We start from the raw sequence: 11,681 nt of genomic DNA, 5'->3' as shown, positions 1-11,681 counted from the left end.
CCTTTGACCTTCACCCACCACACACCCGAACCCGCCAACCAACCCCGAGCGGCCCGCTGCCTCGTCGTCGCTGCCATCCCTAACCGCAACCCACGACCACCGGAAACGGCACATGCCCCGCTAAGGCCGCGCCAACCCCGAGGACCAGGCCCAAGCCGCCACTCCAACCCGGTTGGCCGCGTTCAGCTTTCGTTGCACCACTGCGAGGTGGTTCTTGACCGTGCCAGCGCTGATGAACAGTGCCTCGCCGATCTCGGCGTTCGTGCGGCCCTGCGCCACCAATCGCACCACCTCCACCTCCCGGCCCGTCAGTGGCGTCTCCGGTTGGGTGCCTTCGGGCTTTGCCGGGAGCATCCTTCGCAGCAGTCGCACCGTCAGCTGCGGTGAGATGAGCGTGTCCCCGGCCATCGCCGCTCGGATCGCCTCGATCACCAATGTCGGGCCCGAGCGCTTCAGCAGGTAGCCGCAGGCGCCGTCCCGCAGTGCGGTGTACACGTATTCGTCCAGGTCGAACGTCGTCAGCACCACCACCCGCGTCGCCTCCCCCTCCTCGGGTTTCGCCAGCCGCCTGGTGAGTTCCAGTCCGTCCATGCCCGGCATTCGGATATCGGTGAGCACTACATCCGGGCGCAGCAGCCTCGCGCTGTCCAGCGCGCGTTGACCGTCCGGCGCTTCCGCCACCACCGTCATGTCCGGTTGCGCGTCCAAGACCATCCGGAACGCCTCCCGGATGCCCGCCTGGTCGTCGGCTATGAGCACCCGGATCACGACTTGACCTCGGCTTTCAACGGCAGGCGCACCTCGGTGCGCCAGCCGCCCTCGCGCGGGCCCGCTTCCAATGCGCCCCCCAGGCTTTCGGCCCGCTCAGCGAGCCCGGCCAGACCCGAGCCGCCGCCATCGCGCGCGCTCTTCGCGGCGCCGGACCCGTTGTCGAACACCGAGACCCGCAGCAGCTCGTCAGCCGCCTCGACTTCGACCCTGACCTCTGTCGCCTCCGGCGCGTGCCGCCTCACGTTCGTCAGCGCCTCCGCCACCACCCGGTGCGCCACCGCCCCCACCTCGCGGCCGACCTCATCGACCAGGTTGCGTTCCAACGTGATCGACGCCCTGCCCGCCGAACCGAACCGTTCCACCAACTCGTCCAGGTCGGCCAGCCCGCCCACCGGCCGCAATCTCTGCTCGGCCTCGTCGCGGAGCATGTGCACCGCCTGGTCCATCGACCCCAGCGCCCTCAGCCCCGCTTCCTCGATCCTCGCCAGCAACGCCTCGACCCGCTCGTCCCCGCCCGCCAGCACCATCCTCCCCGCCTGCGCCCGCGCCACGATCTCGCTCACGTCGTGCGCCACGAAATCGTGCAGATCCGACGCCAGATCGAGCCGCTGCCTTCTTCTCGCCGCCTCCACCGCCCCCACATGCTCTGCCTCCAAGCGCCGCAAGAACACCGCCGCCGTCGCCGCCAGGATCGGGCCCACCGCCCACGTGCTGCCCTCCACCACCGCCAGCCAGCCGTCCCCCGACACGTACCGCAGCAGCGCCAGCGCCGCCCCCACCGCCAACACGAATGTCGCCGCCGCCGCCAACCGCGGCGACGACCACCGCGTCGACAAGAACCCCAGCGCCGTGAACGCCGCCGGTTCGGCCAGCATCCACCAGCCCTCGCTGCCGTCCCACTCGTACACCGCCGAGAACGCGATCGACGCCACCGCGAGCGCCATCGACGCCACGGGGATCGCCTTCACCCCCGCCCGCCGCAGGCCTCGCCCGAATGCACCAGTCACCGCGCAAGCATAGGCAGGTCACCGCCCCACCCGAAGGGTGCCGATCGGCACCCTTCGGCGCTCTTGACCGGGCCTTCAGTGCCGATTCGCACCTTTGACCGAACCCCTCCGCGATCGAGGATTGGGGCATGACACAGCAACGCACGCAATGGATCGGATACGCGACCGGCCTCTGGTCGCTCGCCTACGGCGCGCTCGGGGCCTGGTGGGCCCTCGGCGGCGCGGGGTTCCCGTTCGGGGTCGGGGACCCCGAGCTCATGGCCGAACCCGAGATCGCCTTCAGGGTCTCGCTCCTGGGCCGGGCCACGCCCGAGGTCGCCGGGTGGATCATCGCCCTGTTCGGGCTCCTCGGCGCGGCCGCGGCGTTCCTCATGGCCCGCAACGCGAACCGTCCGGGGCAGAAACCTTTGCTCACCGGAGTGGGCTTGGTGTTCGCGGTGGGTCTGGGCATCCTCGTCCAGGACTACCGCACCCTCATCGTGGTCGCCTACACGCCCGTGCTCGCGGTCAGCAAACCGCTGTTCGGGTGGCCCGAGGGCGCGGGTTGGGGGGACCTGTACCTCACGCCGCGCCTGCACCTGCTCATGCTGCTGCTGGCGGGGATCGCCTGGGCCGTCACCACCGCCGGGTACCGGGCCCGCCTCGCGGGCGGCAGCACCCACAGCGAAGCGCTGCAACGCTGGGGCAAGGCCGCCACCTGGACCGCCGTCGCCATGCCGGTGCTGTACTGCGCCACCAGGTGGGCGTGGGCGCTCGGTTTCAGCCTCGGCATCGACCCGGACATGTACCGGGAGGGCCAGGAGGACGGGCTGTGGTTCGCCGGGGCCGCGCTGGCCACCCTCGGCCTGGTCGGCGCGGTGCTCACCATGGGTCTGGTGCAGCGCTGGGGCGAAGTGTTCCCGCGCTGGATGATCGGCCTGCGCGGGCGGCGGGTGCCGCCGATGCTCGCCGTGGTCCCCGCGGTGATCGTGGGCGCTCTGGTGGCTTCGGCCGGGATGATGTACGTCAGGATCGTCGCCGTCGAGGGGGTCGCCCCGGACACGTGGCCGTTGAACCTCCCGGAGGTGCTGTTCACGGTGTGGGGCGCGGCGCTCATCGTGGCGGCGCTGGCCTACCGGCAGCGGCGGCTCGCCGCGGAGGCACCGGCGCGCGCCGAGGATCGAGGTGGTCTGGAATGCGCGCCTCAGTCGTGAAGTTCGCAGGCCACGAGGCGGCCTTCGAAGGTGTGGAAGACGACGAACGAGCCTTTCTCCAAGGGGCCGAAGGGCACAGGGGTGCCGAGGCGGCCGCTGGTGTAGGCGATCATCTCGTCGATGGTCTCGCCGTGGCCGCAGATCACGGCCGCCTCACCCGCGTCGATGATCTCGTCGAGCCGGGCGGAGGCCTCAGCGGGTTTGCCGGTGCCGAGCGTGAATTCGGGCAGGCCGGTCACCGCCACGCCTTCGGCGGCGCAGTAGGGCAGGAGGGTCTCCAGGCAGCGGGCGCTGGTGGAGCTGTAGGCCTTGCCCGCCGGGTAGGCCGAGAGCAGGATTTCGAGCTGCTGGGCTCGTTCCCGGCCTCGTTGGTTCAAGGGGCGCAGTTCGTCCTGGTCGAACCAGTCGGCTTTGGAGGTGGCGATGGCGTGGCGCATGAACACCAGGGGCACGGTGGCTCGGGCGGCTTCGCGTTCGAAGTCGGCCAGGACCGGTTGGTCCCGTTCGTAGGTGAGGCGTTCGGCTACGCGGTCGAGGGGCACCCATTCGAGGTCGTCGACTTCGCGGGGGTCGACGGCTTCTCCTACGGCTGCGCCTGCCGCCGGTGTGGCGCACCAGTAGTCGACTCGTTTGAGCTTGCCTTCCTTGTCGTAGAAGGAGGGGGCGAGGGGGCGGCCGAGCACGGGCCGGATGCCGGTCTCCTCGAAGACCTCACGTTGGGCCGCGGCGAGGAGGTGTTCACCGCGTTTGAGCTTGCCCTTGGGGAAGGTCCAGTCGCCGTACTTCGGGCGGTGGATGAGGGCCAGTTCGGGCCCCTCCGCGCCCGGGCGCCACAGCACGGCGCCGGCGGCGAAGATCTCGGGTTGCATCAACGGTGCTCCTGCATGAGTTGTTCCTGGAGGTCGCCTCCGCCTCTCTGGCGGGTCCACAGGCCCAAAGGGCCCAGGCTCCAGGTCCTGATGTCGGTGTCCAGACCGCGGTCGAGCAGCGAGGTGAGCTGCGCGCGGTGGGCGTCCCCGTCGACTCGCACCAGGACTTCGACGCGGCGGTCGAGGTTGCGGTGCATGAGGTCCGCGCTGCCCAACCATACTTCCGGGTCGCCGCCGTTCTCGAACACGTACACCCTGGAGTGTTCGAGGAAGCGCCCCAGGACGCTGCGCACGCGGATGGTCTCGGACAGCCCGGGCACGCCGGGGCGCAGCGCGCAGATCCCGCGGATGAACAGGTCGACCGGGACGCCGGCGCGGGAGGCGCGGTACAGCGCGTCGATGATGCCCTCGTCGGTGAGCGAGTTGCATTTGAAGCGCAGCCTCGCGGGCAGGCCCATGCGGTGGTTCTCGATCTCGCGGTCGATCCGCTCGATCAGGCCGGGCCGCAGCGAATGCGGGGCGACCAGGAGACGGCGGTACCGCTCATGCCTGGAGTAGCCGGTGAGGTGGTTGAAGACCGCGTTGACCTCTTCGCCGATCTCGGGGTCGGTGGTGAGGAGCCCGAAGTCCTCGTAGAGGCGCGCGGTGGTGGGGTGGTAGTTCCCGGTGCCGACGTGGCTGTAGCGCAGCAGGGTCCCGTCGGATTCCTGGCGGACCACCAGAGCGAGCTTGCAGTGGGTCTTGAGGCCCACGATGCCGTACATGACGTGGCAGCCGGCCTGTTCGAGCTTCTGCGCCCAGTCGATGTTGGCCTGCTCGTCGAAGCGGGCCTTGATCTCGACCACGACCACGACCTGCTTGCCGGCGTCGGCGGCGCTGATGAGCGCGTCCACGATCGGAGACTTGCCGCTGGTGCGGTAGAGGGTCTGCTTGATCGCCAGGACCTTCGGGTCGGCGGCGGCCTCCTCGATGAGCCGCTCGACCGAGGTGGTGAACGAGTCGTAGGGGTGGTGGACCAGGACGTCCCGCTCGCGCATGGTCGCGAACAGGTCGGAGTCGGGCGGCAGGACCGCCTCGGAGGGCCGGAAGCGGGGGTATTTGAGCTCGGTGCGGTCGAGGTCGGCGATCGCGTCGAGCCCGGCGAGGTCGAGCGGGCCGGGCAGGCGGTAGACGACCTCGTCGTCGATGCCGAGTTCGGCGGTGAGCCGGTCGAGGACGCGCGGGTCGATGGTGTCCTCGACTTCAAGGCGCACCACGGGCCCGAAGCGGCGGCGCAGGAGTTCCCTCTCGAGGGTCTGGAGCAGGTTCTCGGTGATGTCCTCGTCGATTTCGAGGTCTTGGTTTCGGGTCACGCGGAACGAGTGGTGGGCGAGCACGTCCATGCCGGGGAAGAGGTGTTCGAGGTGCGCGGCGATCACGTCTTCGAGGGGCGTGAACCGGCCGGGGGCGACGGCCATGAAGCGGGGGAGCAGCGGGGGGACCTTGACGCGGGCGAAGCGGGTGGCGCCGGTGCGGGGGTCCCTGACTTGGACGGCGAGGTTGAGGGACTTGCCGGAGATGTAGGGGAAGGGGTGCGCGGGGTCGACCACGAGCGGGGTGAGCACCGGGTAGATCCGGGTGCGGAACAGCTCGTGCATGCGGGCCCGCTCGGGTTCTTCGAGGTCGGCCCAGCGCACGATCGCGATGTCCTCCTCGGCGAGGAGCGGGGTGATCTCGTCGCGGAAGTACTCGGCGTGCTCGATGCTCAGCTGGTGGGCGAGGCGGGCGATGCGGGCCAGGAGCGCGTGGGGCGTGCGCCCGGAGGAAGTGCGCACCGGCAGGCCGGTCGCGAGGCGGCGCATGAGCCCGGCGACGCGGACCATGAAGAACTCGTCGAGGTTGTTCGAGAAGATCGAGAGGAACCGGACCCGTTCGAGCAGGGGCAGCCCGGGCGTCTGCGCGAGGCGCAGGACCCGCCCGTTGAACCGCAGCCAGCTCTCCTCCCGATCCAGGTACCGGTCGAGCGGCAAACCGGTGTCGGAGAGGGGAACCGGGTCACTATTCGTCATACATCACAAGGTTAACGAAGAAAATGAACCCGCGGTGAACGCGTCCTGAAATCCGCTCGCGATAGCGGGATCACAGCCGGTCGCCACAGTGGAGCACCTGGAGCGCCTCCAGGCCGCGGCGCGTGCGGGGCCGGCCGCGAAGGTGACGTCCAGGTGTCGGGGCCGATCTGGGCGTACGCATGCCGGACCCGCCCGCGGGGTAGACACTGGTCTTTGCGAAGGGGGAGCGATGGCCGACCAGAACCAGCCGTACGACGCCAGTGAACAGGAGACCTTCGGGTTCGTCGATGACGACGACGAGGGCGCGACCGACGAGTCGCTGGAGGAGGACATCCTCGACGCCCGCGACTACGCCGAGGCCGACCGCTACGGCATGACCCCCGCCGAGGAGCGCCGCGGCGCCTCACTGGAGGACGAGCTCGCGGCCGAGATCCCCGACGAGTCCGCCGAACCGCGGCCCCTCGACGCCGACGACCCGATCCCCGACGAGCCGGGCGCGCTGGACGAATACTGAACAGAGGCAAGCGAAAAGCCCGCTGGCGAACCAGCGGGCTTTTCCTATCTGCGGTCCCGACGGGATTTGAACCCGCGACCTCCACCTTGACAGCGAAAATCTGTCGTATTTGCAAGTTGCTGGTCACGGCCCACTCGTCCGGTTATTGTTCCTGTTCACGCTGGATATATGCGGAAATCTGCATGCCATCTAGAACCACTGGATGCCTGTCCGTCACGCCTCATCCCAGCGTCAAATGAGCGCCAGAACAGAACAGGAACCCCGTACATGGGTCACACCCGGAAACGCCTCGACCGTGACGGCAACCCCCGATACACCGCCTACTACAACGACCACCTCGGCAAGAAGCGGTCGGCGGGCACCTACAACACGAAGAAGGAGGCCAACCGCGCCTGGCACGCCGCCGAGACGAAGGTATCCGAAGGGCGCTCCCGCCACCTCGTCAAGGGACGCCAGCGCTTCCGCGACTACGTCGAGCAGACCTTCCTGCCCAACCACAACGTCGAGCTGACGACCATGACCAACTACATCTACGCCCTCGAAGCCCACATCCTCGACTGCTTCGGCGACATGCGCATGGCCGAGATCTACCCCGACGACATCCGGGCATGGATCACCGAGCTGAAGGCGAAGGGCCTGAGCAACGGCACCATCGCCAAGCAGAAGACGGTGCTCTCCGCCGTCTTCTCCTCGGCCTTCAACGATGAGGTGATCGTCTTCAACCCCTGCCACCGCGTCAAGATCGGCCCCGTCCAGCGCAAGGCCCTGACCATCGTCACCCCCGAGGAGTTCGACCGATTCCACGAAGCCCTGCCCGACGACCAGTCAAAACTGGTGGTCGAGGTGGCAATATCGACCGGCCTCCGCTGGGGAGAACTGAGCGAGCTGCGCCCGAAGGACTTCGAGTTCGCCAGAAACCTCCTGACCGTAAGTCGCTCCGTCGTGAGCATCCCCAAGAAGCACAGCCCGACCGGCGAGCGGTTCCACGTCAAGGACTACCCGAAGGACGGCGAACGCCGCAGCTTCAAGGTCGAACCCGCGGTAGTTCACAAGGTCGAACGCTGGGTGAAGACCCGCGCCCTCGCGCCGGAAGACCTCCTCTTCCGCTACGACCCCCAACGCCCCGCCGCGAAGCCACCGGAACCAGCCGACCTCGGCTGGACCAAGCCCAACGGAGAAGGCCGCACCTACCGCCACGGCACCGCCTCCGGCTACAACGCGGGCAAGTGCCGCTGCCGCCACTGCAAGAGCGCCATAGCGGCGTACAGGGCGCTCCGCCGCGCCGCCGGGCTCGACAACCCCCGCAAGCAACGCCGCTGGGACACCGACGGCCACCTCCCCGGCGAGTACTTCCGCGAACAGGTCATCAAGCCTGCCTTGAAGGAGGCCGGAATCCAGACCAGCATCCGCATGCACCTCCTCCGCCACGCCCACGCCTCCTGGCTCCTCAGTGGGGGCGCGGACCTCCAAGTGGTGAAGGAACGCCTCGGCCACTCCCGAATCTCCACCACCGAGCGCTACCTACACGCGCTGGCCGACGCCGACGAAACCGCCCTGGAAGCCTTCAACAAGGTCCGCAACCGAAGCAACAGCCACACCCCACCTCCAGACGCCCCCAACGCGGCCACAACCGCAGCAACCCACCTCACCGCCGAAAAAATCCTCACAGAAATGTCCCGCCTCCAAGCCGAACTAACCAAGCTGGTCAGCAAGGAAATCCCACGCGCTGCATGACATGAACGCTGGTTTGGGGCCAGAGCGATTCGCTGGCCCCAAAACCATCTCGCCTTCCCGTCGAGTTCCAAGATGAAGGCTCTCAGGTGTGAATCCTGTCGACTCGACAACCAAATACTTGTTCAGAGCTCATCTTGGATGACTGGAATCTGACTTGTTGAAGGTTGACAACGGTTGGTGTTCCAGTATTGAGATCCCGTTGGGCCAGCCCGTGCACCGAACTAGCCTCAGGGACGCTTGCTGGAAGGCCTACCCAGAAGATCGTTAAGGGACTTGCCCGTCCGACAGTCTCTCCAGGCCTTTAGCCCGTTCACACTGGTACCGGACATACCTTCGGCTGCGGCTGAGGGACTTGCATACTCCACGCCGTCTTCCGTCTTCAGCGTCCATGCATCGGTGATCCAGACTATGTATAGATCTCTTGATACATGGCGGTACCAGTAGAGCGGATCACCCGGACGGATGACCTGCTTCCTGAGAAGCTCCTCGAATGTCGGTGATGGCCGCCCGATGGCAGAGGATGAGGACTTACCTGCGCGCTGAGGGCCCGGAATTTGAAGTGCGAGCGGTTGTTGGCTGGGAACCGTTGGTACGTAGTCGATTCCATTGATTCGGACGTCAAGATGGATTTTGGTGGGACTTTGAGTCATGCTACGGCCTTCCTTGATCGGAGTTGCTGAATCTCCAAGTGGTAGCACAATTTTGACGAATCCTCGAGCGTCACTCGAGCTCATACAATGCTGGTATGAATGTTGGTCCTACAGACTCGAGATGCCGATGTAGTAACAGTGCACTCGAGTCGTGTGCCATCGCGCTCGAGTTGTGTGTCGTCATGGTCCCGACTCGAGTATGAGGTTCCAGCGTTGATGGCAGATGGTAATTCTCACTGAGTCGATATTGATGAGATGCGAGGTGGTGTCGTTTCAATAACGATTGCATCGTCTATTGAGTTACCGTCGCTGTGTGAGAGTGAATAATTCGATCAGTATAATGGTACGTAGACTGCTCAAGATACAGGCCAACAGTCCATTCATGGCAATCTGAAAGATTTGTATTACTGGTGAGGAATTCCCAATTCGTGCAAATAAGTAAGACGAGCCTTGATGCCGGCGGAGAAATGGGCCCAGTCAAGCGATTCGGATGGTTCGACCGGTGTTGGCATTTCTGGTGAGGATGTCACATAGCAGACAGAATCGTAGAGTCCTTCGTCTATGAGGCGTTTGCAAAATACGGCGAATCGGTCCTGATAGGAGGAGTGTTCCAACCATACGGCGTCGACGTTGAATGCACTGCCAGGCTCGATGCGGACTTGGGACCGCGACTTTGGGTGGTCTTGCATGATGAAAAAGTAGCCCAGCCAGGGTTTTTCGCCTGTATAGGTGTCAGCCAGCTCGGCTCGTCGAAGGTCCACTGCACTACCTAGTGCCTCTTCGACGCGGTTGTTGTAGTTGTTGCCGAAGGAGGGGCCGCCCAAAGCTTTGAGTTCGAAGGCGGCGACGAGAGTGCCTTCGTAGGCGACGACTAGGTCCCATTGCTTCTGAGGACGGTAGTAACCAGGCAGTGCGAGTGTGGCACGACCTGAGACTCGGATCGAGTCCTTCGGGTACCCGGCGTCAACAAAGAACTTCGCGATCAGGATGGCGATCGAGTCGAAGTGCTTACCACCGCGGACCGATCCTGCCGTGCCTTGCCCAACTGCCTTGGCAATGGCAGACTCACGGAACTGGGTGTCCTTGATATCCCAGTAGGCCTTGACTGCTGCGACGAAGTCGTCGTAGGTAACCGCCACTCGCTGCTCCTGTCCTGGTTGAAGGTCTCTAGTCTGGCCAAGCATCTAGCTGGTAGGCATCCAAGGCTGCCTTGGTGGCGGCATCGGTGTCGCGGTTGCGGAACGCGTCGGCAAGCTGATCGCAGACTGACTGCGGGATGGACTGTGGTTCGGGGATTCGGATGCGTCGAAGGTACTGAGCCTGAAATCGCAGTGTTTTCCCACGCATTCTCACAGCATATGCTGATACGAAAGCCTCTGCCACCCTTGACAAGAGGATTCCACCGAGCACGTTGAGATCCCAGGCGTCCGCAATGACGAAGTACAGGTTGTGATGTGGGTAAAGCCCGCCGTGATCGAGTACGGGATGACTTGAGAGCTTCATGTCGGGGAACAGAAGCTTTGGGACACCGGCAAGGTTGTGATTGACCTTGTCGATGGTTTTAAACCAGCGGTCGGGGTTCTTCCGAGCGATGTAGCGGTTAGCCAGCACCTGCCGGTGGTCGTTGAAGTATCTTTCTAGTCGAGGGTATTGATGCAGCTCAACTAGGTTGCCATGCTCATCCCACGGGTTGACAAGGTAGTGACCAGACCAATCGAGATTTCCAGTGGTGACATCGCGAACCATCGACAGCGGGAGCAGCCGGTCAGCCTCAACTAGGTTGGGATCGTTGGTAATGAAGATTTTGTCGGCCCCTGTGGCAACACCGATTCCGATTCGTGCGCCGATCCGGGGGTCATCCAGGGTGGGAAATCGTTGGGCAAGCTTATCGAGTACGGCGATACGGGCTGGAGAGCCTGTTGGCCAGAAGTCGGTGCCGCTGAACCAGTGCCCGAGCCTGGCTGCTTCGAAATCTCTGTGCTGCGTTTGTTGGGGCGACTCAGATGCGATCCACTTGACGAGCTCGGCGGCACTAACCTGATTGAAGTCTTTGGTCGCCTCAACCACTGCGGCGTCACCTTGCTTGCCACTGCGGATCACAGTGATTGCCGGGTAAGCAGCGACGGGTTCTTCGAAGGCGTCGACATCATGCATTGAGATGGTGGTCTCCATCGCGAACTTGCTTCCGATGAGGTGCCGGAGTGACTGCCCGTACTGGTTGCGCATCCACCGATCTGCGCAGATAAATCCCAGAAAACCACCGGACCGCAAGGATCGTAGCGCGGCTTCGAAGAATCCGACATAAATGTCGGAGCGACCGGTCATGGTTGACCACAAGGTGCGATAGACGGCTGTTCGTTCGCGCGGAACGTCTTCTATACGGATATACGGTGGGTTGCCTACGACAAAGTCAATGGTGGCAGGATGCTCTTGGAGCAGGTAGTCACCCTGGCGTATCCAAGCGGTGGCGAGAGTGTCTGCTTCGGTCGAGTTCCAACCGTCCGCCTTGAGGATTTCTGTCACTGTACGGCGACTAGCGTCAACGTTGTCGGGAAGTAGGTCGAATGCCATCACGGCGTCTTGCGCATCGGCGAGTGGCCGTTCGTGTCGTCGGCATGATGAGCTGATTCGGGCAGCTATTGGGCCAAGAAATGCCCCTTGCCCGCATGCTGGTTCGACCAACCGGTACGACGCTAGGTCCCGACTGGCCTCGTAGTTGACCAAGTCAAGGATCATTTCAACGATCCAGGGGCGAGTGAATATCTCTCCATGCTGAACAGCTTCGCCGGGGATGCTCGGGAGAGACTCAGCGATTTGGATGTTGATGTCGAGGTCAAGCGGCAACAGGCTCACGAAAACACCCTAGCCCTGATCACTGTCTAAACCTAACGTACC

General features: G+C 64.6%; 10 protein-coding genes. 3 read left to right on the top strand and 7 right to left on the bottom strand.

Going from position 1 to position 11,681, the window contains the following annotated elements:
* Positions 1 to 120 precede the first annotated feature (120 nt).
* Positions 121 to 768: a response regulator transcription factor gene (locus AB0B28_RS16465; RefSeq protein ID WP_360121612.1), complete on the bottom strand. Its 648-nt coding sequence runs from the start codon at positions 766 to 768 to the stop codon at positions 121 to 123.
* Positions 765 to 1,778, bottom strand: coding sequence for an ATP-binding protein (locus AB0B28_RS16460; protein WP_360121610.1), 1,014 nt, complete (start codon positions 1,776 to 1,778; stop codon positions 765 to 767). Before AB0B28_RS16460 ends, AB0B28_RS16465 begins: the two co-directional genes overlap by 4 nt.
* Before the next feature lie 128 nt (positions 1,779 to 1,906).
* Between AB0B28_RS16460 and AB0B28_RS16455 the strand changes: the two genes are divergently transcribed.
* Positions 1,907 to 2,971: a hypothetical protein gene (locus tag AB0B28_RS16455; RefSeq protein WP_360121608.1), complete on the top strand. Its 1,065-nt coding sequence runs from the start codon at positions 1,907 to 1,909 to the stop codon at positions 2,969 to 2,971.
* On the opposite strand, the gene AB0B28_RS16450 is transcribed toward AB0B28_RS16455, so the two are convergent.
* Positions 2,962 to 3,840, bottom strand: coding sequence for an NUDIX hydrolase (locus tag AB0B28_RS16450; RefSeq protein ID WP_360121606.1), 879 nt, complete (start codon positions 3,838 to 3,840; stop codon positions 2,962 to 2,964). The genes AB0B28_RS16455 and AB0B28_RS16450 overlap by 10 nt on opposite strands.
* Positions 3,840 to 5,888 carry an RNA degradosome polyphosphate kinase gene (locus AB0B28_RS16445; RefSeq protein WP_360121605.1) on the bottom strand — a complete coding sequence of 683 codons (2,049 nt, stop codon included), beginning with the start codon at positions 5,886 to 5,888 and terminating at the stop codon, positions 3,840 to 3,842. The genes AB0B28_RS16450 and AB0B28_RS16445 overlap by 1 nt, the downstream gene beginning before the upstream one ends.
* Positions 5,889 to 6,117: 229 nt before the next feature.
* Between AB0B28_RS16445 and AB0B28_RS16440 the strand changes: the two genes are divergently transcribed.
* Together AB0B28_RS16440 and AB0B28_RS16435 are read left to right on the top strand one after the other, a co-directional pair.
* On the top strand, positions 6,118 to 6,402 hold the full coding sequence (locus AB0B28_RS16440) for a hypothetical protein (protein ID WP_360121603.1): 285 nt from the start codon (positions 6,118 to 6,120) through the stop codon (positions 6,400 to 6,402).
* Between the two features lie 267 nt (positions 6,403 to 6,669).
* Positions 6,670 to 8,136: a tyrosine-type recombinase/integrase gene (locus AB0B28_RS16435; RefSeq protein WP_360121601.1), complete on the top strand. Its 1,467-nt coding sequence runs from the start codon at positions 6,670 to 6,672 to the stop codon at positions 8,134 to 8,136.
* Between the two features lie 227 nt (positions 8,137 to 8,363).
* Here the strand turns inward: AB0B28_RS16435 and AB0B28_RS16430 are convergent, their stop codons facing one another.
* The 3 genes from AB0B28_RS16430 to AB0B28_RS16420 all read right to left on the bottom strand — a co-directional run bounded on the left by AB0B28_RS16430 (position 8,364) and on the right by AB0B28_RS16420 (position 11,639).
* Positions 8,364 to 8,786: a hypothetical protein gene (locus AB0B28_RS16430; protein WP_360121599.1), complete on the bottom strand. Its 423-nt coding sequence runs from the start codon at positions 8,784 to 8,786 to the stop codon at positions 8,364 to 8,366.
* Positions 8,787 to 9,190: 404 nt separating this feature from the next.
* Positions 9,191 to 9,925 (bottom strand): PaeR7I family type II restriction endonuclease, encoded by a 735-nt coding sequence (locus AB0B28_RS16425; RefSeq protein ID WP_360121597.1) that lies wholly within the window; start codon positions 9,923 to 9,925, stop codon positions 9,191 to 9,193.
* A 28-nt stretch (positions 9,926 to 9,953) separates the two neighbouring features.
* Positions 9,954 to 11,639: an Eco57I restriction-modification methylase domain-containing protein gene (locus AB0B28_RS16420; RefSeq protein WP_360121595.1), complete on the bottom strand. Its 1,686-nt coding sequence runs from the start codon at positions 11,637 to 11,639 to the stop codon at positions 9,954 to 9,956.
* Positions 11,640 to 11,681 lie beyond the last annotated feature (42 nt).

Source organism: Glycomyces sp. NPDC046736 (assembly GCF_040645615.1).
Lineage (GTDB): Bacteria > Actinomycetota > Actinomycetes > Mycobacteriales > Micromonosporaceae > Glycomyces.
Note: the sequence above shows the minus strand (reverse complement) of the source record. Positions and strands in the feature narration are given on the sequence as shown.

Coding starts and splice junctions, on each gene's coding strand:
- AB0B28_RS16430 (WP_360121599.1), bottom strand. CDS start 8,786: ATGACTCAAAGTCCCACCAAAATCCATCTTGACGTCCGAATCAATGGA.
- AB0B28_RS16450 (WP_360121606.1), bottom strand. CDS start 3,840: ATGCAACCCGAGATCTTCGCCGCCGGCGCCGTGCTGTGGCGCCCGGGC.
- AB0B28_RS16435 (WP_360121601.1), top strand. CDS start 6,670: ATGGGTCACACCCGGAAACGCCTCGACCGTGACGGCAACCCCCGATAC.
- AB0B28_RS16445 (WP_360121605.1), bottom strand. CDS start 5,888: ATGACGAATAGTGACCCGGTTCCCCTCTCCGACACCGGTTTGCCGCTC.
- AB0B28_RS16440 (WP_360121603.1), top strand. CDS start 6,118: ATGGCCGACCAGAACCAGCCGTACGACGCCAGTGAACAGGAGACCTTC.
- AB0B28_RS16455 (WP_360121608.1), top strand. CDS start 1,907: ATGACACAGCAACGCACGCAATGGATCGGATACGCGACCGGCCTCTGG.